Genomic DNA, 26,723 nt, shown 5'->3' on the forward strand with positions numbered 1-26,723 from the left:
ACTCAACGTTCCTTGAGAAATTCCAATTATATTTGCAAACTTTATTTGATTCAAGTTGTTTGTTTTTCTAATAGTTCAAATTCGTTGCCTATTGTAGACATAATTACCCTCCTAAGCTAAAAAGATCCCGATATATTATCGGGATCTTTCTTGGTGTTTGTAAAATGACTAGTTCCAGACTTTTTTACTGGTTCCACACTTTTTTATCACCAGACAAAAGTCATAAAAGCAACTTAAAGCTTATTCTACAGTAACACTTTTCGCTAGGTTACGTGGTTTATCAACATCATGACCCAGTGCAAGAGAAGCGTAGTAAGCCAACAGTTGGAGAGAGACAACTGAAATTGCAGCAGACAGAATTGGAAGTGTCTTCGGAATGGCAAATACCTGATCCACGGACTTCAGCAACTCAACTGCGTGCTCTTCGTACGTAATCGCAAGAACATCTGCCCCACGAGCCTTGACTTCCTTAATGTTGCTCACGGTTTTCTCCAACACGGATTCCTGTGTTACCAAAGCGATAACCGGAATGCCGTCTTCAATCAATGCCAGTGTACCATGCTTCAATTCACCCGCAGCATAAGCCTCGGAATGAATGTAGGAAATTTCCTTGAGCTTCAGGGAGCCTTCCTGTACTACAGCATAGTCCTGACCGCGACCAATAAAGAACAGGTGCTTGTGGCTTGCAATTTGCTCAGCATAGGCTTTGATCGCATCTGCTTTACCCAGCATCTCTTCCACTTGCTCTGGCAGAGATTCCATAGCAGCCAGCACATGAGCTACTTGCTCATCTGTTTGTGTGCCACGCACTTGAGCGAGATACAAACCAAACAGATAGAACGCAATCAACTGTGAAGAATATGCTTTAGTGGAGGCTACGGCAATTTCCGGTCCTGCCAGTGTAACCAACACATCATCTGCATCACGGGCGATGGAGCTACCGACTACGTTTGTAATCGCCAGTACATGAGCGCCATTTGCTTGTGCTTCACGCAGGGCTGCCAACGTGTCAGCAGTTTCACCGGATTGACTCACCACGATCACCAATGTCTCTGGTGTTACGATAGGTGAACGATAACGATATTCAGAAGCCACATCATTTTCTACCGGTATACGAGCCAGACTTTCAATAACTGTACGACCAATCAAACCAGCATTGTAAGCTGTACCACACGCAACAATTTGAATGTTGCGGATATTTTTAATTTGTTCTTCTGTCAGCTTCAGCTCAGGAAGAACAACTTTTTTAGTATCTTTATCGATACGGCCCAACATTGTGTCACGATAAGCCTTAGGCTGCTCGTGAATTTCTTTCAACATGAAATGCTCATAGCCGCCTTTTTCCGCTGTTACAGCATCCCATTCGACATGAATCATTTCCCGAGAAATAAATTGGCCTTCGATTGTCATTAATTCGACAGCATCACTGGTCAAAACAGCCATTTCGCCATCGTTCAAAATAAATACATTGCGTGTATATTTCAGAATAGCCGGAATGTCGGAACCGATAAAGTTCTCGCCTTCTCCCACACCAATAACCAGCGGGCTAGCTTGACGAACAGCAACCAGCTTATTAGGCTCGTGCTCTGTCAGCACACCCAGTGCAAAAGCACCGCGCATAAAGGTAATTGCTTTTTGTACTGCTTTAACGATATCCCCTTTATATTCACGCGCAACCAGATGGGAAATAATTTCCGTGTCCGTTTCGGAAATAAAGGTATGACCTTCGCTGATCAGCTGCTCCTTCAGCTCCAGATAGTTCTCAATAATTCCGTTGTGAACTACGGAGAACTTTTGGCTCTCATCCAAATGTGGATGGGAGTTTTCATCAGAAGGCTTACCGTGCGTTGCCCAACGTGTATGTCCGATACCTGCATGGCCTACCAACGGCGTACCATCCAGTTTAGCTTCCAGATTCGCCAGACGACCTTTAGCCTTGGCTACTTGCAATCCTGAATCTGTAAACACGGCAATACCCGCAGAGTCATAACCGCGATACTCCAGCTTCTTCAATCCGTCAATCAATACCTCTTGCGTATTCTGATTACCAATATATCCTACAATGCCACACATATTCGTTATCCTCCCGATCATCATTTCACAAGACGACTCATCACAGGACTAACGTGTGCGGTAGATTGTGGAATAAAGTTCATTCATCTATGAAGTTGTCAATGATAACTATAGAATTTACAGGCATCTCTTCACGAATGTAACGAAATTCCCAAACCGCGCACGCCAATGATGATGGCCGCACATTCATGAAATGAATCTTATAATTTAGGTTATAAAATAATAAAGGCATCTACCGGTGCGTTGTGTAAACAGTTGCCTGTTCATTTTCCGCTGCCGGTTTACGGCTCGATGCTTCACCGGAAGGTCCCCGCCGAATGTTTCGAACACCTTCACCTCGTCAGCTTGTTTTGTCGTGAACCGATTTGCGGGCAACTTTATCTCAACTGAATCCGTTGCTTTCCACCAAGTTCCCCCGCACAAAATCAAGCTCTGGCGCTTGTATTACGTTACCTTACAACCCTCGCTTTCTCTATCTGAGTCACAGCATCCCTATATTATATTCAGCTAAGTATCATTTGGCAATGACACTTTATTCATAATTACACCATGAAGGCCATAAATCGTTAGTAAATAACCGCAAACGCCGTTGCCTGCTTCTTTTTCACAGGCAACCGACGTTTACAAAATTTTAAACTAATTCTTTCTTCACGACATCTACGATCTGACCGACAAATTGCTCCAGTTCGTCCTTATCCGGGCCTTCGGCCATCACACGAATAAGTGATTCTGTGCCTGAAGCACGGACCAATACACGCCCATTATCGCCCAATTGTTGTTCCACCTGCTCAATTGCTTCTGCAATGGCAGGATTCCCTTCGTAATTGCGTTTGTCCTGCACACGCACATTTACGAGCACTTGCGGATACTGTTTCATGAGCGATTTTAGCTCACTCATTTTCTTGCCGGAAGCTTTCAAGGTATCTACCAGCTGAATCCCAGTCAGCATGCCATCGCCTGTCGTATTGTGATCCAGGAAAATAACATGACCAGACTGCTCACCGCCTAGGTTAAATCCACCCCGACGCATTTCTTCCATCACATAACGGTCCCCGACCGCAGTTTTTGCAGTCTTCAGTGCCAGCTTTTCAGTAGCTTTATAAAAACCGATATTACTCATCACTGTCGATACAATGGTGCTGTCCTTGAGTTTTCCCGCACGGTTCATTGCATCTCCGCAAATGCAGAGAATATAGTCGCCGTCTACCTCTTCCCCGTTCTCATCAATCGCGATCAGACGATCGGCATCGCCGTCAAAGGCCAAACCAATATCTGCTTTCAAACGGCGTACTTCCTCTTTCAGCTTTTCAGGATGAGTCGAGCCGCAATGATCATTGATGTTCAAACCGTTCGGCTCGGCACCGATGGTGTGTACCTCAGCTCCCAGTTCTGCAAAAAGCTTCGGTGCCAGCTCATAAGCTGCTCCGTTAGCACAATCTAGTACAATTTTTAACCCTTCAAAAGAATGGCTAATTGTTGTTTTCAAGAACTCCAGATAATCGTAGCGAGAATGCTCGTCTACAACAACCGTTCCCAATCCGCCGCCAATCGGACGAGGCAGTTGGTCTTCTTTTGCATCCATGAGCTCTTCAATTTTCAATTCCGTTTCGTCTGTCAATTTAAAACCGTCACCGCCAAAAAACTTAATGCCGTTGTCTTCAACTGGATTGTGTGATGCTGAGATCATTACACCAGCGTCAGCTTTCAATTGACGTGTGAGATATGCTACCCCAGGTGTCGAAACAATACCTAGACGAACCACATTAGCCCCAATGGACAGCAAACCGGCTACAAGAGCCGATTCCAGCATCAGTCCGGATATCCGTGTATCCATACCAATAACAACTGTCGGTTTCTCTACATTACCTGCTAAAACATATCCGCCGCAGCGGCCAATGCTATATGCCAGTTCGGCTGTAAGTTCCTGATTAGCAACGCCTCGTACACCATCTGTACCAAAATATTTCCCCATGTAAAATGACTCCCTTTTTTTGTCTAATAAATCTTGATTATTTACTACAGATAAAACATGTTATGGCTGACTGTTCTCCGAGGTTCCATTCGCAGAAGAATCTGCGCCGTTATGAGGATTTGTTTTATCCTCCGCAGCTGCGTTGTCCCCGGTCTTAGCGTCAGAGTCCCCACCTTGACTACCTTGCCCCTCCTGTGGCCTCTCCTGCCCCTTTTCGCCACTACCAGAGGGGTTTGATTCATTCTCACTATTCGGATTCGTTACAGCAGGCGTAGAAGGGCTCTCAATGTTGACCGTTGCCTTTAGTTGGCCAGCATTTCCGGCTTGCGTAATATATTTAGGCAAGCCTACTTTCAGAGTAACCTCGTGTTGACCAGCCGCGAGGCCACTTACATCTGCCACCAAACTAATATCATCATTGGTTAAATTATTTACCATATCCTGCGGGCCCTTCACAGTAACATCCATCGTCTTACCTACGGGTGCTGTAACAGTCGTAGTCGCTTTATCTCCTGCACCTTGTAAAACGATTGGGATGCCTGACAGCGTCCGTTCCGTATCTGTGACTTCATTGGAAGGGACGACGGTCACCTGAATTTGTATTGACCCTGGCTCGATTTTATCAGAACCTGAGGGGGCTGCCAAATTAGCTTGAACTGTACGAGTCCCCGCTTCCGTGAATTGACTTAAATCCAATGTAGCCGTGACGTAAGAGCTGAGGCTGCTCAATACATCCTGCGATGCATACACCGCCGCTTCCTTCACGTTTGCATTGACTTTAGAAAGCGCCAATCCGTCTGGCAACTCTCCAGCATAGACAATCTTAACAGGCACAGATTTCGCCTGCTGAGTTACCGGAATTTCAACGGACACAGTGGATGGCTCAATGACCGCTCCTGTAAGTTCCTGTCCCTTTTTGTTATAAGCCTTCAGTTTTACACGCTTCTGTTCAAACTTTTCTGAGATACCATCCGTATTAACAGCCCCTTGAACGGCAGTAACGGTACTCAACTGGCTTTTAGGCAAGGTAACCTTCACGGTTTGAGGAGCAATTACAGGCTTCCCAAGCTGCAGTCCCCCATCTGGGTTTCCTTTAGGAACTATAGATACATTAAATGATTTCGTTTGTTTTTCCTCAATCGTCACTGTAACACGGTTAGGAGTCATAGACACCAACTCCACTCCATCCGGCAAGTCCGGTTCGAGTGACAATGTTTTAGTACCTGCTCCTAAGCCGTTTAAGTTTAGCTTTGCCTGATAATTATCCGCGAAAAAAGAAGTCAGCACAGAGCGCTGTCCTCTGACCTCCATCTTAACATGGTCAGTATCCATGGTAGACAATACATATTTTGAATCATCCAGACCACTAGCCTGAATGCCCACATTATCAATCACTTTATTATTATAAGAAACGGTCAGCGTAGATGAAGGTGTACCTGTATCTAGATGGACCATTCCCCATAGCAGGACAGCAACCGCAAGCGCCAATATCTTGGAAATCGTATTATTGTTAATCCATTTGTCCATCATGAATTTCCACGGCCTCCCCTCCGATTCCAGAATGAGCCGCGTTTTTCTTTCAAGGACGGTGTTGGCCGCAACTCCTCATACAGCTTGGAGATTAGGGATTCTTCCTTAATGTCGCGCACGACCTGTCCATTAATGGCCAAAGAAATTTGCCCTGTTTCCTCCGATACCACGACAGTTACGGCATCCGTTACCTCACTCACCCCAATCGCAGCTCGGTGACGGGTTCCCAACTCCTTGCTGATGAACGGATTTTCCGATAATGGCAAATAACAGGCCGCAGAAGCAATCTGTTTATTTTGAATAATCACCGCACCATCATGCAAAGGCGTATTAGGAATGAAGATGTTAATTAGCAGTTCAGAACTGACTACGGCCTGTGTCTTGATACCAGACTCCGTATATTCGTTTAGCCCTGTCTCGCGCTCAAATACGACCAAAGCTCCTATTTTCCTACGTGATAAATAATTCAGCGCCTTAATCATTTCTCCGATTAGCTTGTTAATCTCTTCATCATCCGCAGACGAACGCCCAAATAATTTGCCACGCCCCAACTGCTCCAGTGCACGACGCAACTCAGGCTGAAAAATAATAAAGATAGCCACCACACCAAAGGTGAACATCTGGTTCATCAACCACTTGAGCGTATACAAATCAAACCAGGTGCTAACCGCCCAAATGACAACCAGAAACAGAATCCCTTTCAACAATTGAACTGCACGCGTTCCGCGAACAAGTAAAATAAGCTGATACATAATATAGGTTACGATCAAAATGTCGATAATATCTTTAATGGACTCTTTCCAAGTCAGGTCCGCAAAATAATCCAACATGCGCATGCCCCCGCAATTTTCTGTAGTGAGTGGGTGTAATATGTACACAGTATGCTCTCTCTATCTAGGTTATAACGATCAGGCTCACGTTGCAAGCTGTGTGACAAAAGAACCGCTAAAATCAGTAAAATACAGTACAATTCGCCAGCTTCATATACAAAAAAACGCCTTTTCCAGCGGAAAGAGGCGCTCGATATTGTCCTTGCCATTTCAAGCTTCTTTTATGGAGAAGAGGGTCCCCCGAATAAATCAGTAACCTTGTACCAAATCCAATCCAAGGTTTGATCAATACTTTTAACCTGTCCTGCAATATGGGCGGTGGACGCTTGATAATAAGAACCATCAATCACAGTTACATTTCCTTCCACATCACCGTATACACGGGCTTCACCATTTTGCACTGTTAAATCTCCGGCAATGGATTTCCCTTCAGGCACAATCACAGTATCACCCTGAATAACGACTTGATCCAGTTGGCTTCCTTTGACTACCAATTGATGGTCCGTGCTAGAAAAGCTGGCCATGCTTGAGCATATAACAATAAGGAAGAAGGCAGCGGCTGTTACAGCGGGATGCCTTTTCACCCACGTCAGCATAGGCACCGCAGTCTGTCTTTTATGCGGCGGCAAAGCATTCATAATGCGAAATGTCAGCTCATCCGATACACACGGCACTTGATGATAGCGTGTACCGTAAAGCATCGCATCCGTCCGCTCCAGCTCTTTAAAACGCATGCGGCATTCCGGGCAGTCTAACAAGTGCTGTTCCAACTCATGTTTGTCCTGCTCAGACAGGTCGCCATCTAGATAGTCATGCATAAAAGAGACGGCTTGTTTGCAATCCATATGAGCCAATCCTTTCTAATATTCTTCCGTGTTTCTCAACATAACATGCTCCGGCTTAGAAACTTTGCTCATCTTACATACGTTACAACGAGCATTATGTTTCATAAAAACATCTATGCAGACTCTTCTCCTAGAATCTATGCGTATGATCTATAGCTTGTGCTCCAGTTTTTTGCGCAGAAAATCCCGCCCCCTGTGTACTCTTGTCTTAATAGTGGTAACTGGGAGATTGAGCACATCGCTGATTTCCTGTAAGGAAAGCTCCTGCAAGTACCGTAAAACCATAATCGTTCTGTATTTATCTGGAAGGCTGTCAATGGCGTCATGAATCAAAGCCTGCGTTTCGGACAGAAGCGTACTCCCCTCAGGGGTAAGCTCTTCACTGGCGAGCATGGCGTACCCATCGACACCTTCCTGATCATTCATTTCAGCATCAAGTGAGTATGTAGGTTTTCTCCTTCGCAGACGATCAATGCACAGATTTGTAGCAATTCGATAAATCCAGGTTGAGAACTTCTGTCCATGATCATATTTTTCCAAATTACGATACACACGCAAAAAAGTTTCCTGCACCAGATCCTCCGCCTCATGGCGATTACCTAGCATCCGGTAGGAAAGATGAAAAATCCGATCTTTATATAACTCGACTAACTCCGCAAAAGCTCGCTGATCGCCTTTCTGTACCAGCCTTACCAAGCGGCTTTCCATATTATCCACTCTATACTCCCCCAGACTTGCTGATGGGTTACTTATTACATGTTTATGATTATTCATCGTAGTTTAATTTTATCCGGAAATCAACTGTAGTATTGTTACTAACTGCAAGCACGCCTGCCATCAATATACAAACAGCACAATCGGGCACCCCATGAGTACCCGATTGCCTGTTTTCGTACAACCGTACTATATCAGCCCGTATTTCTTAAGCCTGCTGCAATTCCGTTAATTGTCAACAATACCTCACGCAGCATTTCAGTGTCATCACCGTTCTGATCCCGCAGCTCCCGTAGCTCACTTAGCAATTGAACCTGCAAGTAACTTAACGGATCGACATAAGGATTACGCAACCGGATAGATTCCTGAATAACCGGCACGTCGTCCAAAATCTCGGATTGTCCGGTTATTTTCAAAATCAACTCAGATGTCAGCTTGAACTCCGCTGATATCTGCCCGAAAATACGCTGCCGGGCCTCTTCGTTAACCGACATCCCAGCGTACTCTTCTGCAATCAGTAAATCCGCTTTAGCGATTGCCATTTGCAGTGTATCAATAAGTGACCGGAAGAAAGCAGAGTCCCTAAACATCGTTTGCAGCACTTTGAGGTTATCCTCATTGTTTTGATAGAAGCTTTGCAAACCTGTTCCAGCCGCATACCATGCAGGTAACAAGTAACGGCTTTGTGTCCATGCAAAAACCCATGGAATGGCGCGTAAGTCCTCAAAACGTTCGCTGTTCTTGCGCTTGGACGGACGAGATCCAATATTCAGCTCGCCTACCTCAGGCAACGGTGTAGATTCTTTGAAGAAGTTGAAAAAATCCGGATCTCGGAAAATCAAATCCTGATACTTATCCAGTGAAACTTGGGAAATGCGGGCGATAATCTCCTCCCAGCTCTCCTCAAACACTTCCTTCTTCCCGGAACGATGATATGCCACAGCCGTAATCAGCGCCGATGTTGCCTGCTCCAAGCTCCGGTACGCGATGCCTCTAAGCGAGTATCGGGATGATAGCACTTCACCTTGCTCCGTAATTTTGATTCCGCCTCCAATCGTATGAGGAGGTTGAGCCAAAATACTGCGATTAAGTGGCATTCCTCCACGACCCAGCGCACCTCCACGACCGTGGAAAAACTTCACTTTTACGCCAAACTCATTAACTACTTCCGTAATGCTGTTCATAGCGACCCGAAGTTCCCAGTTCGCTGTAACCACACCGCCATCTTTATTACTGTCCGAGTATCCCAACATAATCTCCTGAAGCTGGTCCATCGCAGCCACAGATTGTCGATATACAGGCAAGTTCATCAATCTTCTCATAATATCAGGTGCAGCGTGCAGATCATCTATCGTTTCGAACAAAGGGACGGATTGCAGCGTACAGATAACAGTGCCATCCTTCTCGATGCGGAACAGGCCTACCTCTTTGGATAAGACCATAACCTCCAGTAAGTCACTGGCTCCCTGAGTCATACTGATCAAGTAGCTTGTAATGGACTGCTTGCCGAATTCCTCCTGAGCCAAATAAATCGTACGATATACGTCAAGACATTCCTGTGTGCTATCGCTATATTTTAAATACGGTGAAGTAATCGGACGAGGTTCATTCAGCAGCTTTTCCAGCAGATTTATTTTTTCCTCTTCTGATAGCTTACTGTAATCCGATACAATATTCATTTTAGACAGAATTTCAGTCATCGCATTTTCATGTTCCTGACTATGCTGACGCACATCCAGTGTAGCTGTATGGAATCCAAACAACTCTACCTGGCGAATCATCTTTTGAATATATGTGTTTGCCACATAATCGGCAAAATGATGACGCAGGCTGTTGTCAATAACATTTAGGTCTGCAATGAGCTCTTCCGCAGAATTATAACGCTCATGGGTACCCTGTTTGCTTTCATCCAGGATGTTGTTCACTTTGGCAATCATATATGCCAGTTTAATGCGGTAAGGCTCTTTTTCGTTATGCCATACTTCCATCTTTTTAAGTGTAATATGAGTACGGTCTTCTTCAATAGAAGCCAGCAGATCATCGGAAACTCGCACAATGCTGGTGCTGAAACTCAAGTAACCCATGAGTTCCTTTAACGTGTGCTGATATTCTCTCAAAGCCAACTTGCGCTGCATACGTAACGTTTCCCAAGTCACATGAGCTGTCACAGACGGATTGCCGTCCCGGTCTCCACCGATCCAGGAACCAAATCTCAGATAAGTGGGTATGTGCCATTTTTGTTCGGGATAATATTTGTCCAAACATCGTTCCAATTCTTGGTACACATCTGGCAGTACATGAAACAAGGTCTCGTGAAAATAATACATTCCATTTCTTACTTCATCTAATACAGTTGGCTTGCGATCACGCAACTCATCTGTCTGCCAAAGCGTAATTACTTCGTTTAGCAGATTCTCCCGTACCTGTTCCCGCTCACGTAAGGTAAGCATCGGATTATCCAGCAGCATGACGTCCTCGGAAATGCGCTTGTGGATATCAAGTATTACTCGTCGTGTCGCTTCTGTAGGATGTGCGGTCATGACCAGCTCCAAAGAGAGCTCATTCAGCAAGTTGCTAACGTCCTCGGCGGAGAAGCCCCCTTGTTTAAGCTCCTGAACGGAACTTTCAATGGAACCAGGTTGAACATCTTCACCAGCGGAATGCTCATAATCCCGCTTACGACGAATACGATGGTTTTGCTCAGCGATATTCACCAACTGAAAATAAATCGCAAACGCGCGAATAACCTGGTGACGAATATCCGTATCCAGTCCGCTGACCATTTGTTTGAAATCCTCATACAACTCCGGTTGATACCCGGCACGTAACGATTTACTTGTCTCACGTATTTTCTCCACGATATCCAAAAGTTCGTTGCCACCCTGATGAACCAAAACCTCACCAAGAATATTCCCTAGAAAACGAACGTCCCGCCGCAGCAGATTGTTGGATTGGTTTTTGTTAGCGGTTAACGTAAGCTCAGTCATGCTTTTCCCCCCATCTGATCTGTTCCACACCATATACAGTTGTAGCAAAGGTACGTATACACACGAAATTTGACACTTTCTTAACATCATACAATAAAAACGCATGAAAAGCTGCAAAATTTACAGTAAAAAATCATGTTTTTGAAATACTTCTTTTAAGAAAATATTGGATTTTTATGCAAAAAGATGAAATTTATAATAGAAATGAATGTATACACTAGTGATGCGTGAAACATTATGCACAGTCTCTTATAAAGAGTGTGGTTTTAAAGGTGCAAATTCATGCAACATGATGTGTATATGTTTATTAATTGTTAACAAAGTCAACCCCATTATCCTTCTATCCACAAAGATATACACAAATTAGCCATATCCTCAGTGTTTCTAGGGCATTTCCTCTTTAAGACTTCGCTTTTTACCCACATAAATAAATGGGAATGTGCACAACGCAAGAGCAGATGCAGAGTTATCACCATGAATTCGTACCATAATAGCTATAGGATTCCTATATTCAAAGGATTTGATCACGAAATTAGCCTTACTGCAGGAGAAAAGGGGTACGCTTGAGGGGAAATTCGGGATCTAGACGCCATAGTAACAAGAGCCTATGTACAATATGCACAAGTCATCCCCAACTGTGCATGACAGGAGACATAACTGCATTAACTTATATACATAGAAGTAAATGTAATGTGGACAAAATAAAAAGAAGCCTTTCGGCTTCTAGGTAATCGGTAAGCGGGTGATGGGAATCGAACCCACGCTATCAGCTTGGAAGGCTGAAGTTCTACCATTGAACTACACCCGCAAATTAGTATCGGGATGACACGATTTGAACATGCGACCCCCTGGTCCCAAACCAGGTGCTCTACCAAGCTGAGCTACATCCCGATATTATACTTTTTTAAATATGGCGCGCCCTGAGAGATTCGAACTCCCGGCCTTTTGATTCGTAGTCAAACGCTCTATCCAGCTGAGCTAAGGGCGCAAATATGGAGCGGACGACGGGAATCGAACCCGCGACCCTCGCCTTGGCAAGGCGATGCTCTACCGCTGAGCCACGTCCGCAAAAACAAGATGCGCGTGGAGGGACTTGAACCCCCACGTCAAAGACGCTAGATCCTAAGTCTAGTGCGTCTGCCAATTCCGCCACACGCGCATGTAATACAATGGTGAGCCATGAAGGACTCGAACCTTCGACACCCTGATTAAAAGTCAGGTGCTCTACCAACTGAGCTAATGGCTCTTAATGGCTGGGGATATAGGATTTGAACCTATGCATGACGGAGTCAAAGTCCGTTGCCTTACCGCTTGGCTAATCCCCAATATGCATATGATTCACAATTCCCCAAGATTTCATCCAGGTAAGAGGATGAAAAATGGTGGAGGCTGAGGGGCTCGAACCCCCGACCCTCTGCTTGTAAGGCAGATGCTCTCCCAGCTGAGCTAAGCCTCCATACTATCCTATGACCCGTAGGGGATTCGAACCCCTGTTACCTCCGTGAAAGGGAGGTGTCTTAACCCCTTGACCAACGGGCCATCCTATAACAAGCTCTCAACCGGGTTCGAACCGGTGACCTCATCCTTACCATGGATGCACTCTACCTGCTGAGCTATGAGAGCAAATGGCTCCCCGAACAGGACTCGAACCTGTGACAACTCGATTAACAGTCGAGTGCTCTACCAACTGAGCTATCAGGGAATATTAATCATAAAGCTCTGCTTGGCGACGTCCTACTCTCCCAGGACCCTGCGGTCCAAGTACCATCGGCGCTGGAGGGCTTAACGGTCGTGTTCGGGATGGGTACGTGTGGAACCCCTCCGCTATCGCCACCAAACATGAATTTACATCGTAAATTCTACATTCAAGGTTACACCCTGAAAACTGGATCCGAAACTCATTTGCGTTTTATGCTTAGGATAAGCCCTCGACCGATTAGTATTGGTCAGCTCCATGCATTACTGCACTTCCACCCCCAACCTATCTACCTCGTCGTCTTCAAGGGGTCTTACATACTGGGAAATCTCATCTTGAGGGGGGCTTCACGCTTAGATGCTTTCAGCGCTTATCCCTTCCGTACATAGCTACCCAGCGGTGCTCCTGGCGGAACAACTGGTACACCAGCGGTACGTCCATCCCGGTCCTCTCGTACTAAGGACAGCTCCTCTCAAATTTCCTACGCCCACGACAGATAGGGACCGAACTGTCTCACGACGTTCTGAACCCAGCTCGCGTACCGCTTTAATGGGCGAACAGCCCAACCCTTGGGACCTACTTCAGCCCCAGGATGCGATGAGCCGACATCGAGGTGCCAAACCTCCCCGTCGATGTGGACTCTTGGGGGAGATAAGCCTGTTATCCCCAGGGTAGCTTTTATCCGTTGAGCGATGGCCCTTCCATGCGGTACCACCGGATCACTAAGCCCGACTTTCGTCCCTGCTCGACTTGTAGGTCTCGCAGTCAAGCTCCCTTCTGCCTTTGCACTCTTCGAATGATTTCCAACCATTCTGAGGGAACCTTGGGGCGCCTCCGTTACTCTTTAGGAGGCGACCGCCCCAGTCAAACTGCCCACCTGACACTGTCCTCGCACCGGGTCACGGTACCAAGTTAGAACCTAGATACGATCAGGGTGGTATCCCAAGGATGCCTCCCTTCAAGCTGGCGCTCAAAGTTCTACGGCTCCCACCTATCCTGTACAGATCGTACCCAAATTCAATATCAAGCTGCAGTAAAGCTCCATGGGGTCTTTCCGTCTTGTCGCGGGTAACCTGCATCTTCACAGGTATTAAAATTTCACCGGATCTCTCGTTGAGACAGCGCCCAAGTCGTTACGCCATTCGTGCGGGTCAGAATTTACCTGACAAGGAATTTCGCTACCTTAGGACCGTTATAGTTACGGCCGCCGTTTACTGGGGCTTCGGTTCATAGCTTCGCCCCGAAGGGCTTACCACTCCCCTTAACCTTCCAGCACCGGGCAGGCGTCAGCCCGTATACTTCGCCTTGCGGCTTCGCACAGACCTGTGTTTTTGCTAAACAGTCGCTTGGGCCTTTTCACTGCGGCCCCCTCGGGCTATTCACCCTACCGAGGCACCCCTTCTCCCGAAGTTACGGGGTCATTTTGCCGAGTTCCTTAACGAGAGTTCTTCCGCGCGCCTTAGAATTCTCTTCTCGCCTACCTGTGTCGGTTTGCGGTACGGGCACCTTCTCCTGGCTAGAGGCTTTTCTTGGCAGTCTGAGATCATGACCTTCGCTACTACAATTTTCGCTCCCCATCACAGCCCAGCCTTACGATGTGCGGATTTGCCTACACACCAGCCTCACTGCTTAGACGGACATCCATCAGTCCGCGTCACTACCCTACTGCGTCACCCCATCGCTCATAACGGATTACGGTGGTACAGGAATTTCGACCTGTTGTCCTTCGACTACGCCTATCGGCCTCGCCTTAGGTCCCGACTTACCCTGAGCGGACGAACCTTCCTCAGGAACCCTTAGGCTTTCGGCGGATCTGATTCTCACAGATCTTTTCGTTACTCATACCGGCATTCTCACTTGAATGCAGTCCAGCGCTCCTTACGGTACACCTTCAACCCGCATTCAACGCTCCCCTACCCCTGATGCAAAGCATCAAGCCATAGCTTCGGTGGTGTGTTTAGCCCCGTTACATTTTCGGCGCAGAGTCACTCGACCAGTGAGCTATTACGCACTCTTTCAATGGTGGCTGCTTCTAAGCCAACATCCTGGTTGTCTGTGCAACTCCACATCCTTTCCCACTTAACACACACTTGGGGACCTTAGCTGATGGTCTGGGCTGTTTCCCTTTCGACAATGGATCTTAGCACTCACTGTCTGACTCCCGGAACTAAATCTATGGCATTCGGAGTTTGACTGAGCTTGGTAACCCTTGCGGGCCCCGCACCCAATCAGTGCTCTACCTCCACGATTCTTCTTTCCGAGGCTAGCCCTAAAGCTATTTCGGGGAGAACCAGCTATCTCCGGGTTCGATTGGAATTTCTCCGCTACCCCCACCTCATCCCCGCATTTTTCAACATGCGTGGGTTCGGGCCTCCAGTGCGTGTTACCGCACCTTCACCCTGGACAGGGGTAGATCACCCGGTTTCGGGTCTACGTCCACGTACTCATTCGCCCTATTCAGACTCGCTTTCGCTGCGGCTTCAGCTCTTCACCTTAACCTTGCACGGGAACGTAACTCGCCGGTTCATTCTACAAAAGGCACGCCATCACCCATAGATCGGGCTCTGACTTCTTGTAAGCACACGGTTTCAGGATCTATTTCACTCCCCTTCCGGGGTGCTTTTCACCTTTCCCTCACGGTACTGCTTCACTATCGGTCGCCAGGGAGTATTTAGCCTTGGCAGATGGTCCTGCCGGATTCATACGGGGTTTCACGTGCCCCGCACTACTCGGGATCCGTCTCGGAGAGAACAAGTTTTGAACTACAGGGCTTTTACCTTCTCTGGCGGGCCTTTCCAGACCTCTTCATCTAACCGGTTCCTTTGTAACTCCATGTGAGACGTCCCACAACCCCAAGGAGCAAGCTCCTTGGTTTGGGCTAATCCGCGTTCGCTCGCCGCTACTGACGGAATCACTATTGTTTTCTCTTCCTCAGGGTACTTAGATGTTTCAGTTCCCCTGGTCTGCCTCTATTCTGCCTATGTATTCAGCAGAAAGTGACTGTCGATGAAGACAGCCGGGTTTCCCCATTCGGACATCCCCGGATCAAAGCTTGCTTACAGCTCCCCGAGGCCTTATCGTTGTTCGCCACGTCCTTCGTCGGCTCCTGGCGCCTAGGCATCCTCCGTGTGCTCTTTGTAGCTTAACCTAGACTTTTCTTTCGAAGAAAGAAAATGTCGATGTTCGATAAAGAATGATTTTTGCCAAAGGCAAAAGATCTTTCCTTATCTGCTACCTTTATTTCACTTGTTTACACAAGATCAGCTTAAAGGAATATTCTAAAACGCAATTTCGTTTCGGTATCCAGTTTTCAAGGTGCAATGATAATAAATCTTTTTGGTGGAGCCAAGCGGGATCGAACCGCTGACCTCCTGCTTGCAAGGCAGGCGCTCTCCCAGCTGAGCTATGGCCCCAAAAGGAAATATAAAGTTATATGGTGGGCCCTAGTGGACTCGAACCACCGACCTCACCCTTATCAGGGGTGCGCTCTAACCAGCTGAGCTAAGGGCCCATAATAAACCACCAAAGAAGTTCTTCTTTAGTGGTTGCGCTTGGCGACGTCCTACTCTCCCAGGACCCTGCGGTCCAAGTACCATCGGCGCTGGAGGGCTTAACGGTCGTGTTCGGGATGGGTACGTGTGGAACCCCTCCGCTATCGCCACCAAACGTTCGAGAGTTTGAGCTCTCAAAACTGAGCAACGAGTGAGTAGTTTTTGAAGCTTACGCTTCATATTTGAATGTTTCCGCTCTCCGGAAACGATTCTCCATAGAAAGGAGGTGATCCAGCCGCACCTTCCGATACGGCTACCTTGTTACGACTTCACCCCAATCATCTACCCCACCTTCGGCGGCTGGCTCCCTTGCGGGTTACCCCACCGACTTCGGGTGTTGTAAACTCTCGTGGTGTGACGGGCGGTGTGTACAAGACCCGGGAACGTATTCACCGCGGCATGCTGATCCGCGATTACTAGCAATTCCGACTTCATGTAGGCGAGTTGCAGCCTACAATCCGAACTGAGACCGGCTTTTCTAGGATTGGCTCCACCTCGCGATTTCGCTTCCCGTTGTACCGGCCATTGTAGTACGTGTGTAGCCCAGGTCATAAGGGGCATGATGATTTGACGTCATCCCCACCTTCCTCCGGTTTGTCACCGGCAGTCTGCTTAGAGTGCCCAGCTTGACCTGCTGGCAACTAAGCATAAGGGTTGCGCTCGTTGCGGGACTTAACCCAACATCTCACGACACGAGCTGACGACAACCATGCACCACCTGTCTCCTCTGTCCCGAAGGAAAGGCCTATCTCTAGACCGGTCAGAGGGATGTCAAGACCTGGTAAGGTTCTTCGCGTTGCTTCGAATTAAACCACATACTCCACTGCTTGTGCGGGTCCCCGTCAATTCCTTTGAGTTTCAGTCTTGCGACCGTACTCCCCAGGCGGAATGCTTAATGTGTTAACTTCGGCACCAAGGGTATCGAAACCCCTAACACCTAGCATTCATCGTTTACGGCGTGGACTACCAGGGTATCTAATCCTGTTTGCTCCCCACGCTTTCGCGCCTCAGCGTCAGTTACAGCCCAGAGAGTCGCCTTCGCCACTGGTGTTCCTCCACATCTCTACGCATTTCACCGCTACACGTGGAATTCCACTCTCCTCTTCTGCACTCAAGCTCCCCAGTTTCCAGTGCGACCCGAAGTTGAGCCTCGGGATTAAACACCAGACTTAAAGAGCCGCCTGCGCGCGCTTTACGCCCAATAATTCCGGACAACGCTTGCCCCCTACGTATTACCGCGGCTGCTGGCACGTAGTTAGCCGGGGCTTTCTTCTCAGGTACCGTCACTCTTGTAGCAGTTACTCTACAAGACGTTCTTCCCTGGCAACAGAGCTTTACGATCCGAAAACCTTCATCACTCACGCGGCGTTGCTCCGTCAGGCTTTCGCCCATTGCGGAAGATTCCCTACTGCTGCCTCCCGTAGGAGTCTGGGCCGTGTCTCAGTCCCAGTGTGGCCGATCACCCTCTCAGGTCGGCTACGCATCGTCGCCTTGGTAGGCCTTTACCCCACCAACTAGCTAATGCGCCGCAGGCCCATCCACAAGTGACAGATTACTCCGTCTTTCCTCCTTCTCCCATGCAGGAAAAGGATGTATCGGGTATTAGCTACCGTTTCCGGTAGTTATCCCTGTCTTGTGGGCAGGTTGCCTACGTGTTACTCACCCGTCCGCCGCTAGGTTGTGTAGAAGCAAGCTTCTACACAACCCCGCTCGACTTGCATGTATTAGGCACGCCGCCAGCGTTCGTCCTGAGCCAGGATCAAACTCTCCATTAAAGACCAACCGAAGTTAGTTTATAGAAAGAGCGATAAGCTCATTTTGAAACTGACGAGATAAAATATCTCATTTTCGCTTCCATTTCATACAACCTAATGGCATGTACCAAAATTTCTGCGTTGGATTTTGTAAACAAAATCCGTACTCACTCGTTGTTCAGTTTTCAAAGATCAAACTTGCATAATGTCTTACTTTGTTTCGTCACCGCGTCTCAGTGGCGACCTTTATAATATATCATCTCTTTTTAGAATTTGCAAGAGTTTTTTTTAATTTCTTTTTTCGAGCAAATCCTTCAAAAAGGAACGAAAATTAATTTACCATGAATATTGAATAGAGTCAATACTTTTTTTGATATCAGAAAGTATAAGCTTTTTAAAATAGTTTACTTCCTGATATCTCTGATATGTTTTCTAACCTATCTATTGTTTGGTTTGTGGGACTCGCCCTCTGCGAGCATATTTTGATAGTTCCTTGGCGGGTGCAAAACGGGCATACATGCGGAAGACTGTTTTATATCGAAGTGCGATTGCGTAGCGAATATCTTGATCCAATCGAGTATCGCTCATATCAAGCAGCATTTCATCTAGCTCCTTACGAAGAACGTAGTCAAGTTCCTTGCATTCTTTTTCGTTAAACAGCATTCCCAACATATGACCAAACTCCCTTATCAGCAGATTATATAGTACTTATATTTGCTCAACTATTGTTCCAATCTTTACCTGTTTTTAAACTCAACTGCTAAGGTTTCAAACTTCCCCCGATTAATCTTCAGCTTCTCTTTAAGCTCTCCCCTTTGTTATGTTCAATTTTCAGGAAATATATAAATAATTGGCCATAATATTTTATTGTGACAATAAACGATAAGTTATGCCACTCTCAATAGCAGCTGCTATAAGCAGTAAGATGACAGACCATAGGGATACCCTCAACGTTTGTTTCCTAAATACATTCCACGATGGGCCAGTTCCTTTGCGCTTTAGCCCTATGCTTGTACCTATAGTAGACATTATGTTGATTCCAAACTTCAATCCGAAGGCACAGGCGATAATCAAAACAGGCAATTCAATCACACCGTGAGGCAGTAACCCTTTTACAACAACTTCATACATACTTCTTCCCATATCTGTCTGCAAGTGTACTACAAACCCTAAAACCATACCGTTCACAATCAAAAATATAAACGGTACGATTCCAAATACAGCCCCCATAAATATGACCAGCACACATTTAATTGCATTATTGAAAAAGATAAATACAAAAAAACTCCATTGTGGATGCTCAGAATTCTGCAAGTACTGCGCTACTTCTCCCAGTCCCTCCATTTGTTGCGCCAGCATGGATTGAATAGTGCCTGTACTTAACCACCCCACTATAATACTTGTGCAGAAAAGAAGTGCAGAGATTAAAATTAACCGTCTTGTCATGTGTAAGTCGTGAAAAAATGCGTTTAGTCCCATTTGATAATTCCTCCTATTAGCCCAATGGAATAATTGACAACCCCTGGCATAGCTTTAAGTAAACAAGCACTTCTAGGATGAAAGGGGCGTTATTAACCATGAATTCTTTTTTTTATGTATTAAACGGTAAAAAAATCAAACGATTCTTAATCGTAATGGCTGCAGCCATCTTTACTGTCGGAGTCATTTATGTAGAAACCGATAATGTTACAGTTTTTTCCGAGGAAGCACCAACCGCTATTTATAGTGTGCCCACGGACAAAAAGTTGATCGCTCTCACCTTTGATATTAGTTGGGGCGATAAGCGTACTGCCCCCATCTTAAAAGTCCTTGAGGATAAAAAAGTGACCAAGTCCACCTTTTTTCTTTCTGCCCCTTGGAGTAAAACACATCCGGAACTTGTGAATCAGATTAAAGAAAGCGGATTTGAGATCGGCAGTCATGGCCATAAACACGAAAATTACAGTAGCTTAAGCGATGAAGATATTCGTAAGCAGATTTCAATTGCTCATACCACATTAACCGAACTGACAGGACAGTCCCCGAAGTTGATCCGTATGCCTAATGGCGACTTTGATAAAAGAGTCCTTCAGGTTGCCGGCACTTTAGGCTACAAAACCATTCAGTGGGATACAGATTCCCTGGACTGGAAAAACCCTGGTACTCAGGTCATAATCGACCGTGTTGTAAATAAAGCGCATCCTGGCGATATCGTCCTTCTGCATGCCAGTGATTCCTGTAAACAAACGCATGAAGCCCTGCCCGTCATTATTGACAAGTTGCGCGCACAAGGCTATGAATTCGTGACTGTATCCGAACTGCTTCAACAGGGTACAGTAAAAGGCAAAGAGGTACGCGATCAGGCACTGGGTCTTTAAGGAGTTATTTTACATCGTTCTCAGCTAAAAACCAAAAGCAAATCGACATATTTCTCCCCATTCATCCGCATACTATCCACATTCATGATGAAGGAGGAATACGGCCATGAATTGGACTCGTTTGCGATTTGTTAGCACGGTATGCGTACTGGGCGTTGCACTGAGTGGATGCGGCTCGGATCAGGGTTCTACGCCCCCCCAGAACAGTTATAAAGAGATGAAAACGATGGTTGTCGATATCCTGAAAAGCGATGACGGAAAAAAAGCGGTAGAGGAGGCTTTAACCGGGGAAAACAGTTCATCCAAAGAAGGACAATCCGGTCAAAGCAGTGAAGAGGGTGGGTCTGGTGGTGGATCTGGTGGTAGCATGGGAATGAAAATGCTTATGCCCATGCAATCGGCTGAACAAATGAAGATCGCAGTCAAAGATACTTTGGTATCACCTGAATATAAAAAAGAAATCGAAAAGATTATGACTGATCCGCGTTTTGCCGGAGAATTTGCCAAAGCCATCAACAGCCAAAGCAAACAGCTTCATATGCAACTTATAAAAGACCCTTCTTATCAAAAATCAATTGAAGCAATGCTCAAGTCACCAGAATTAACCAAAATGTATATGGACTTAACTAAAACCCCTGAATATCGCAAACAATCTATGACAGTCATGCATGATGCCATGCAAAATCCAATTTTCCGACTTGAGGTTATGAATTTACTCAAAACCGTCGTACAAGAGGAGCTTCAACCCAAGGTTGAGAAAAAAAGTGGTGAGCAAAGCGGTGCAGGCGGCGATAAGCAAGGTGGTGGTGGAGGTAGCGAAGGTGGGGGCGAAGGAGAACAAGGAGGAAGCCAATAATAAAAAGGCTGGTTTAATAAACCAGCCTCTTTTTTCTTTATTCAGATTCCGTGTGCAAGATCGTAATCTGAGCAGCAATATCATTGTAAATGGTCCCCGTGGCAGACTCAGATTTATATACAGATGGAGAAAAGTCGGCCTCTGACGGATGGTTATCTGGAATACCCAGCGGAATTTGAGCAAGAAGTTTTGTATGAAGAGTGTCTGCCAGCATAGCCCCCCCTCCTCGCCCAAAAACATAGTCCTTTTCTCCAGTGGAGGACACATAATAAGACATGTTCTCCACAACGCCGATGACCTTATGATCCGTTTGAAGCGCCATTGCGCCTGCACGTGCAGCTACAAAAGCCGCCGTCGCATGTGGAGTAGTGACAATGATTTCTTCACTCTGCGGAATCATTTGATGTACGTCAAGCGCTACATCGCCAGTGCCTGGTGGTAAATCGAGAATCATATAGTCCAGTTTTCCCCATTCGACATCACTAAAAAATTGTCTGAGCATTCTCCCCAGCATGGGACCTCTCCAGATCACCGGGTTGTTCTCTCTGACAAAGAAGCCCATAGACATGATTTTGATACCAAATCGCTCCACTGGCTGAATGATACCATCTTCGACAGAAGGCACATCCTCTACTCCAATCATATCCGGCACACTGAATCCATAGATATCCGCATCAATTAAACCCACACGCTTCCCCTGTCTAGCTAAAGCAGCCGCCAAATTTACAGCTACTGTCGATTTTCCGACACCACCCTTTCCGCTTGCAATGGCAATAAATCGTACGCCAGATGCTGGGCTAAGCAGCTCATGTTCTTCCATGCCAACAGCATGTCCTTTGGTCAAAACCGGGTCAGCCGCTTCCTCGGCCTCCTCTCCATTTTGAAGGGCAGACTTTTCATGCTCAGATGCCTCACGAATACGAATATGAACGTGACTTAATCCCGCCTCTTCTAATGTCTGCCGTATTTCTCGTTCCAACTCTTTCAGCGTCTCTTCCTGGCTATTCAGGGTAATGGCAGTCAAGGATACCCGATCCTCTTTAACCACCACATCCCGAATAAAATGGAGATCGACTAGACGGCGTCCTGTATGAGGCTCCCGTACTTGTTGAAGTAGCTCTATAACTTGCTCTCTTGATTGCATGAATTATCAGCACCTCTGCTCTAATGAATTACGGAGTGGTAAACACTTACAGTATACCACTATCTGGCTTCAGGTGCTGGTGAGATCCCCTTTTCCCCGGCACTGTAACGCAAAATCCCCTTATATATGGACGCCGCCACCTGCCTTTGATAGTTCACGTCACTAAGTCGTCTAGCTTCCTCAGGATGGGACAAAAATCCTACTTCTACAAGGGCTGATGGCATTTTGAGAGCTTTCAATAAATAAACTGTGTTCACGGTCTTAGCCACTCTGTCCGTATTTTCCAAGTTGCGTTTGATCTCTTCCTGAATTAAAGACGCCAAATTCCCGTTATCTGCATGGTTAGGTACGTAAAAGGTTTGGGCTCCACTCCAACGGCTCGACGGAATACTGTTCATATGGATACTTAGAAAGAGGTCTGCTTTCTGCTCCTCAATTATACGCACACGCTGCTTCAAATCCTCCGTTTTTCTTCTGGAATAACCTTTCGTTTTTTGCTGCGCCAGGTCGCGGTCATCCTCACGTGTCATGACAACAACAGCACCTGCTTGCTGTAAATAATCCCGCAAATAAAAAGCGATTGCCAGATTAATATCCTTTTCAATAATCCCTTCTTTGCTAACCGCCCCTCCATCAGGCCCTCCGTGTCCAGCATCCAGGGCAATTACTTTACCAGTAAGGGGTAAACTCCAATGGGTCCAAGCTCTCGAAGCAGGTATCTCATACAATGCCAGTGTAATAAATAGAACGGCGAGACAACAGCCCAACAGCATTTTTTGCAACGTCCGATAGCGAATCCACAGTGTAACCTCGTTTTTACGATTATTTTTTTGCATAACAAAACGCCTCCGTCCTATACAGATACTAATAATCTATATGGGACGAGGCGTGTAGATAGTACAACTCAGGCATGAACAAATTCTTTCATACCTTCAATCAGCACTTGAGCGACTTCCGGTCGTGTAAATTCAGGTGGCGGGCAAACCCCAGAGCGCAACAATTCCCGTACCTTGGTGCCCGAGAGCGTTAAATGATGCTCCTTGGGATGTGGGCATGTTTTACTTGAGGCCATATTTCCACATCGGGTGCAATAAAAGCTGTGTTCAAAGAACAATGGAGTAATCCCCAGCTCTTCAGGTGTAAAGTGCCTGAAAATTTCCTGTGCTTCGTAGGTACCATAATAGTCTCCTACACCAGCATGATCCCTTCCAACAATAAAATGGGTGCAGCCATAGTTTTTTCGCACAATAGCATGGAAAATGGCCTCTCTAGGACCCGCGTATCGCATGGCAGCAGGAAATACCCCCAGAAAAGTCCGATCAGCCGGATAATAATTGTCCAACAGCACCAGATAGCTCTTCATACGCACATCTGCCGGAACGTCATCTGACTTGGTTTCACCAACGAGTGGGTTTAGAAACAAAGCATCCACAATCTCCATCGCGCTTTTTTGAATGTACTCATGTGCCCGGTGTACCGGATTTCGTGTTTGAAATCCGACTACTGTTTTCCAGCCTTTTTCTGCAAAATAGTCGCGTGTCTGTGAAGGTGTATAGTAAAACTCACTAAATTGTGTCGGCTCAGGCCGATTCAGCACTTGCACACATCCACCAACATACGTAGCAGGTCGATCTAACAGTTTTTTTACGCCAGGATGAGCCGGATCATCCGTCTTGAATACTCGTCTGGCTTCCTCAGCCTGATCTACCTGATAAATACTTTCAATATCAAGTACAGCATAAATAGTACCATCTGTTTCACCCACCAAAGCCACCTGCTGACCTAATTTCAATTCACTGGCTACACTTTCTGCAACTGCAAGAGTAATGGGAATACTCCAGACTGTACCATCGGCAAGACGCATATCTGTTACCACTGACCGATAATCAGATTCATTCATAAACCCCGTCAAAGGAGAGAATGCCCCCACTCCAATCAAATCCAGATCAGAAATGGTCCATGAGTTTACACAGATTGGGAACAATTCCTCTGCGGCCTGCAAAAGTGCTTTTTGCTTCGGTCCTGTAATGATTTTATCAACAAGTGTTCCGCCATGCGGAAGAATTGCAGTCATAATGCACTTCCCTTCTCTTCATAAATATGACTCATAGCTACCTGAATACCATTTTATTGATGGAGCCCACACTCCGTTTTCTCATTGCCTGACCAGCGACCTGCACGAGGATCTTCACCTGGTAGGACCTCACGGGTACATTGCTCACAACCGATACTGGGATAATTGCGGTCATGCAATGGATTATACAGCACTTCATGAGTACGGATATAGTTCCATACATCCTCGGATGTCCAGCTTGCCAAGGGGTTAAATTTAACGAGTCCAAACTTTTCGTCATACTCTACCTTTTTTGAATTCGCACGGGTAGGGGCCTGATCCCGGCGAATACCGGTAATCCATGCATCGTATTGTGACAAAATACGTGTCAGCGGCTCAACTTTGCGTATACCACAACATGTGTTTGGATCTGTTTTCCACAGTTCCTCTCCATGCTCAGCCGCTTGCTCTTCAGGAGTAATTAAGGGAGAGACCCTAACAAAATCCAAGTTATATCTGGCTTTCATCTGATCTCGCGTATCATAAGTTTCTTGAAAATGAAAGTCGGTGTCCAAGTAAAAAATGTCGGTGGAAGGGCTAATTTTTTGAAGCATATCTACTAGTACTACATCTTCTGCTCCGAAGCTACAAGCAAAGGTAAGATTGGGAAATGTAAGAACAGCATACTGGATAATTTCCTCTGGCGTAGCCTCTTCCAGTTCAATTGCCTTGACTCTAATCAACGCTTCTTTCTCCAATAAATTCATTATCAATGCGCCTCCATATGAAGATTCATAAATAAGTGTCACTCCAATACCGACTAAACTAATAAGATTAAATACAGTATAAAACTTTCACAATCATTGTCAATCCACCGCAAAATGCCCTGATGCAAGCATTTATCCACCTAAATTTGCAGGAATGTTGCTCTGTCAGCATTCTTTAATGCTTTCTTGCGTATCCAATCAAGTTCATTGACTTTATATAAAATATTCTTATACCAAACATTTGAAAAATGGCCCATAGGCCCAGTGCGCGGCAGCCATCGGTAATGCTGAACAGCTTTGGGTTGCTTTGATCAAGCAAGAACCATCTGTAGAAGAAAGCAAGTGAAACCCACTCTACTATTCTGGAGCTCTGGCGTCAGCGATGCCTTCATTCTGAAAATTATAAAAGGAATGACTGCGCGCTGAACTCTTATTAAACCTCTATTCAATCCCAAAGCGCTCGTAGCGGCAATTCCCGAGGAATTGATCACTGGACACAAGCAGAACTCTTATCGCTACTGGAAGCCTATTTAAAGCCTGTCATCAATGAAGGGCGATTTTATGAGGGTAGACAGTCGGACAATACACGGGCTCCCGGTTATAGTTTGGAGCGATTGCTGTAGACTATTTCTATTACCAGTAACATTACATCGCCGTTGCAATAGCAGTAGTCTAGGAAGCGGGCACGCTAGGCTAAGGACCGTCCTTCTGCTCCGGCATACAAATAAAAAGAGGTATTTCTTGCCGTATCCCTAGCTACGCCCAAAACAGCTGTACAAGAGGCATAGACAGTGCCAGCCAGAACATATCAAGGAGGACTTTACATAAACAAGTGAAAGCAAAGTATCCTCGTGAAAAGCACTTAGCAAAGAATATTAAGATGAGGCTATATTGAATAGCCGAACATTATATTTTTAGTCACAGGTTATAAACATTACAGAATAAGCTGCGTTGAAATAGCAAACTGTATTTGTGTATAACAATATCATCATCAATTCCATGGTGGATAACTTTTCGTATTCCGTGCATTTGCATGCAGTTATTTATGTATTCGCTGAAACATGCTGAAGCTTGTAACTTTTAGAGTAGGTCTACTTATCCACATGTGGATAAGGATCAGGAAATGACTAAATAAAAAAGAACCCTTTCCATAAGGAAAAGGTTCTTCTGTATTCGAAATATTAACGTTTCGAGAACTGTGGTGCACGACGAGCGGCTTTGAGACCGTATTTTTTACGTTCTTTCATACGTGGGTCACGAGTCAAGAAGCCTGCTTTTTTCAAAGCTGGACGGAATTCCGGATCTGCTTTCAACAGAGCACGGGAAATACCGTGGCGAATTGCGCCGGCTTGACCAGAGATACCACCACCATGAGCGATAACGAGTACGTCATAGCTGCCAACTGTTTCTGTCAGGTTCAGTGGTTGTTTTACGATCAGTTTGAGAGTTTCCAAACCAAAATATTCATTAATATCACGCTTATTGATGACAATGCGTCCTTCACCCGGTACGAGACGAACACGAGCTACCGAATGTTTACGACGACCTGTCCCATAGTATTGTACTTGTGCCATGAAACTGTCCTCCCTTTTAA

At 46.0% G+C, this 26,723-nt stretch carries 16 protein-coding genes, 13 tRNA genes and 4 rRNA genes; 2 read left to right on the top strand and 31 right to left on the bottom strand.

The features are described 5' to 3' along the window. Positions 1-240: 240 nt before the first annotated feature. From glmS to ACYCSE_RS05885, 26 genes are all read right to left on the bottom strand, one after another. Positions 241-2,073 (bottom strand): glutamine--fructose-6-phosphate transaminase (isomerizing), encoded by a 1,833-nt coding sequence (glmS, locus tag ACYCSE_RS05760; protein ID WP_061832056.1) that lies wholly within the window; start codon positions 2,071-2,073, stop codon positions 241-243. A 631-nt stretch (positions 2,074-2,704) separates the two neighbouring features. Next, on the bottom strand, positions 2,705-4,045 hold the full coding sequence (glmM, locus tag ACYCSE_RS05765) for a phosphoglucosamine mutase (RefSeq protein WP_013312125.1): 1,341 nt from the start codon (positions 4,043-4,045) through the stop codon (positions 2,705-2,707). A gap of 60 nt (positions 4,046-4,105) precedes the next feature. Next, positions 4,106-5,575, bottom strand: a complete 1,470-nt coding sequence (locus ACYCSE_RS05770; RefSeq protein WP_250260342.1) for a CdaR family protein — start codon at positions 5,573-5,575, stop codon at positions 4,106-4,108. Continuing rightward, positions 5,572-6,405, bottom strand: coding sequence for a diadenylate cyclase CdaA (gene cdaA, locus ACYCSE_RS05775; protein ID WP_013312127.1), 834 nt, complete (start codon positions 6,403-6,405; stop codon positions 5,572-5,574). Before cdaA ends, ACYCSE_RS05770 begins: the two co-directional genes overlap by 4 nt. A 221-nt stretch (positions 6,406-6,626) precedes the next feature. After that, on the bottom strand, positions 6,627-7,250 hold the full coding sequence (locus tag ACYCSE_RS05780; protein WP_013312128.1) for an anti-sigma factor: 624 nt from the start codon (positions 7,248-7,250) through the stop codon (positions 6,627-6,629). Positions 7,251-7,400: 150 nt separating this feature from the next. Next, positions 7,401-7,967: an RNA polymerase sigma factor SigW gene (gene sigW / locus ACYCSE_RS05785; RefSeq protein WP_016818747.1), complete on the bottom strand. Its 567-nt coding sequence runs from the start codon at positions 7,965-7,967 to the stop codon at positions 7,401-7,403. Positions 7,968-8,158: 191 nt separating this feature from the next. Then, complete coding sequence (gene ppc, locus ACYCSE_RS05790) at positions 8,159-10,951, bottom strand: phosphoenolpyruvate carboxylase (RefSeq protein ID WP_459701825.1); 2,793 nt, start codon at positions 10,949-10,951, stop codon at positions 8,159-8,161. A 737-nt stretch (positions 10,952-11,688) separates the two neighbouring features. Next, positions 11,689-11,759, bottom strand: a tRNA-Gly gene (locus tag ACYCSE_RS05795). A 9-nt stretch (positions 11,760-11,768) separates the two neighbouring features. After that, positions 11,769-11,842 (bottom strand) — tRNA-Pro (locus tag ACYCSE_RS05800). Positions 11,843-11,862: 20 nt separating this feature from the next. Further along, positions 11,863-11,939: transfer RNA gene (locus ACYCSE_RS05805), tRNA-Arg, on the bottom strand. 5 nt (positions 11,940-11,944) lie between these two features. After that, a tRNA-Gly gene (locus tag ACYCSE_RS05810) sits at positions 11,945-12,019 on the bottom strand. Between the two features lie 10 nt (positions 12,020-12,029). Beyond that, positions 12,030-12,110, bottom strand: a tRNA-Leu gene (locus ACYCSE_RS05815). A gap of 11 nt (positions 12,111-12,121) precedes the next feature. Beyond that, a tRNA-Lys gene (locus ACYCSE_RS05820) sits at positions 12,122-12,197 on the bottom strand. A 4-nt stretch (positions 12,198-12,201) separates the two neighbouring features. Then, a tRNA-Gln gene (locus tag ACYCSE_RS05825) sits at positions 12,202-12,276 on the bottom strand. A gap of 55 nt (positions 12,277-12,331) precedes the next feature. After that, positions 12,332-12,407: transfer RNA gene (locus ACYCSE_RS05830), tRNA-Val, on the bottom strand. Positions 12,408-12,418: 11 nt separating this feature from the next. After that, positions 12,419-12,490: transfer RNA gene (locus tag ACYCSE_RS05835), tRNA-Glu, on the bottom strand. An 11-nt stretch (positions 12,491-12,501) separates the two neighbouring features. Then, positions 12,502-12,574 (bottom strand) — tRNA-Thr (locus ACYCSE_RS05840). 3 nt (positions 12,575-12,577) lie between these two features. After that, positions 12,578-12,653, bottom strand: a tRNA-Asn gene (locus ACYCSE_RS05845). Positions 12,654-12,672: 19 nt separating this feature from the next. After that, a 5S ribosomal RNA gene (gene rrf / locus ACYCSE_RS05850) occupies positions 12,673-12,789 on the bottom strand. A 78-nt stretch (positions 12,790-12,867) separates the two neighbouring features. Next, positions 12,868-15,795: ribosomal RNA gene (locus ACYCSE_RS05855) — 23S ribosomal RNA — on the bottom strand. Positions 15,796-15,984: 189 nt separating this feature from the next. Continuing rightward, positions 15,985-16,060, bottom strand: a tRNA-Ala gene (locus tag ACYCSE_RS05860). A gap of 21 nt (positions 16,061-16,081) precedes the next feature. After that, positions 16,082-16,158 (bottom strand) — tRNA-Ile (locus ACYCSE_RS05865). A gap of 38 nt (positions 16,159-16,196) precedes the next feature. Next, positions 16,197-16,313: ribosomal RNA gene (gene rrf / locus ACYCSE_RS05870) — 5S ribosomal RNA — on the bottom strand. Between the two features lie 104 nt (positions 16,314-16,417). Continuing rightward, positions 16,418-17,973, bottom strand: a 16S ribosomal RNA gene (locus tag ACYCSE_RS05875). Together the 16S, 23S and 5S rRNA genes with 13 tRNA genes alongside form the textbook arrangement of a ribosomal RNA operon. A gap of 420 nt (positions 17,974-18,393) precedes the next feature. Beyond that, positions 18,394-18,624, bottom strand: coding sequence for a hypothetical protein (locus ACYCSE_RS05880; RefSeq protein WP_013312131.1), 231 nt, complete (start codon positions 18,622-18,624; stop codon positions 18,394-18,396). A 192-nt stretch (positions 18,625-18,816) separates the two neighbouring features. Continuing rightward, entirely contained in the window at positions 18,817-19,431 is a 615-nt protein-coding gene (locus ACYCSE_RS05885; protein WP_254351868.1) for a stage II sporulation protein M, read from the bottom strand. Between the two features lie 98 nt (positions 19,432-19,529). Between ACYCSE_RS05885 and pdaB the strand changes: the two genes are divergently transcribed. Further along, positions 19,530-20,309 (top strand): polysaccharide deacetylase family sporulation protein PdaB, encoded by a 780-nt coding sequence (pdaB, locus tag ACYCSE_RS05890; protein WP_061831406.1) that lies wholly within the window; start codon positions 19,530-19,532, stop codon positions 20,307-20,309. A gap of 106 nt (positions 20,310-20,415) precedes the next feature. After that, positions 20,416-21,165, top strand: a complete 750-nt coding sequence (gene gerD / locus ACYCSE_RS05895; protein ID WP_459701826.1) for a spore germination lipoprotein GerD — start codon at positions 20,416-20,418, stop codon at positions 21,163-21,165. 37 nt (positions 21,166-21,202) lie between these two features. Here the strand turns inward: gerD and ACYCSE_RS05900 are convergent, their stop codons facing one another. From ACYCSE_RS05900 to rpsI, 5 genes are all read right to left on the bottom strand, one after another. Further along, the gene (locus tag ACYCSE_RS05900) at positions 21,203-22,309 is read right to left on the bottom strand and encodes an Mrp/NBP35 family ATP-binding protein (protein ID WP_459701827.1); all 1,107 of its coding nucleotides are present in this window, start codon (positions 22,307-22,309) and stop codon (positions 21,203-21,205) included. Between the two features lie 59 nt (positions 22,310-22,368). Then, positions 22,369-23,145: an N-acetylmuramoyl-L-alanine amidase CwlD gene (gene cwlD / locus ACYCSE_RS05905; protein WP_459701828.1), complete on the bottom strand. Its 777-nt coding sequence runs from the start codon at positions 23,143-23,145 to the stop codon at positions 22,369-22,371. A 68-nt stretch (positions 23,146-23,213) separates the two neighbouring features. Continuing rightward, positions 23,214-24,383, bottom strand: coding sequence for a sulfate adenylyltransferase (sat, locus tag ACYCSE_RS05910; RefSeq protein ID WP_459701829.1), 1,170 nt, complete (start codon positions 24,381-24,383; stop codon positions 23,214-23,216). Between the two features lie 53 nt (positions 24,384-24,436). After that, positions 24,437-25,129 (bottom strand): phosphoadenylyl-sulfate reductase, encoded by a 693-nt coding sequence (locus tag ACYCSE_RS05915; protein ID WP_013312138.1) that lies wholly within the window; start codon positions 25,127-25,129, stop codon positions 24,437-24,439. A 1,181-nt stretch (positions 25,130-26,310) separates the two neighbouring features. Then, the gene (rpsI, locus tag ACYCSE_RS05920) at positions 26,311-26,703 is read right to left on the bottom strand and encodes a 30S ribosomal protein S9 (protein ID WP_013312140.1); all 393 of its coding nucleotides are present in this window, start codon (positions 26,701-26,703) and stop codon (positions 26,311-26,313) included. Positions 26,704-26,723: the final 20 nt, after the last annotated feature.

The sequence above is a fragment of the Paenibacillus sp. SEL1 genome (assembly GCF_054602535.1).

Bases quoted from the DNA above. Each gene is read 5' to 3' on its own strand.
- glmS (WP_061832056.1), bottom strand. From the start codon at position 2,073: ATGTGTGGCATTGTAGGATATATTGGTAATCAGAATACGCAAGAGGTA.
- glmM (WP_013312125.1), bottom strand. From the start codon at position 4,045: ATGGGGAAATATTTTGGTACAGATGGTGTACGAGGCGTTGCTAATCAG.
- ACYCSE_RS05770 (WP_250260342.1), bottom strand. From the start codon at position 5,575: ATGATGGACAAATGGATTAACAATAATACGATTTCCAAGATATTGGCG.
- cdaA (WP_013312127.1), bottom strand. From the start codon at position 6,405: ATGTTGGATTATTTTGCGGACCTGACTTGGAAAGAGTCCATTAAAGAT.
- ACYCSE_RS05780 (WP_013312128.1), bottom strand. From the start codon at position 7,250: ATGGATTGCAAACAAGCCGTCTCTTTTATGCATGACTATCTAGATGGC.
- ppc (WP_459701825.1), bottom strand. From the start codon at position 10,951: ATGACTGAGCTTACGTTAACCGCTAACAAAAACCAATCCAACAATCTG.
- ACYCSE_RS05880 (WP_013312131.1), bottom strand. From the start codon at position 18,624: ATGTTGGGAATGCTGTTTAACGAAAAAGAATGCAAGGAACTTGACTAC.
- ACYCSE_RS05885 (WP_254351868.1), bottom strand. From the start codon at position 19,431: ATGGGACTAAACGCATTTTTTCACGACTTACACATGACAAGACGGTTA.
- pdaB (WP_061831406.1), top strand. From the start codon at position 19,530: ATGAATTCTTTTTTTTATGTATTAAACGGTAAAAAAATCAAACGATTC.
- gerD (WP_459701826.1), top strand. From the start codon at position 20,416: ATGAATTGGACTCGTTTGCGATTTGTTAGCACGGTATGCGTACTGGGC.
- ACYCSE_RS05900 (WP_459701827.1), bottom strand. From the start codon at position 22,309: ATGCAATCAAGAGAGCAAGTTATAGAGCTACTTCAACAAGTACGGGAG.
- cwlD (WP_459701828.1), bottom strand. From the start codon at position 23,145: ATGCAAAAAAATAATCGTAAAAACGAGGTTACACTGTGGATTCGCTAT.
- sat (WP_459701829.1), bottom strand. From the start codon at position 24,383: ATGACTGCAATTCTTCCGCATGGCGGAACACTTGTTGATAAAATCATT.
- ACYCSE_RS05915 (WP_013312138.1), bottom strand. From the start codon at position 25,129: ATGAATTTATTGGAGAAAGAAGCGTTGATTAGAGTCAAGGCAATTGAA.
- rpsI (WP_013312140.1), bottom strand. From the start codon at position 26,703: ATGGCACAAGTACAATACTATGGGACAGGTCGTCGTAAACATTCGGTA.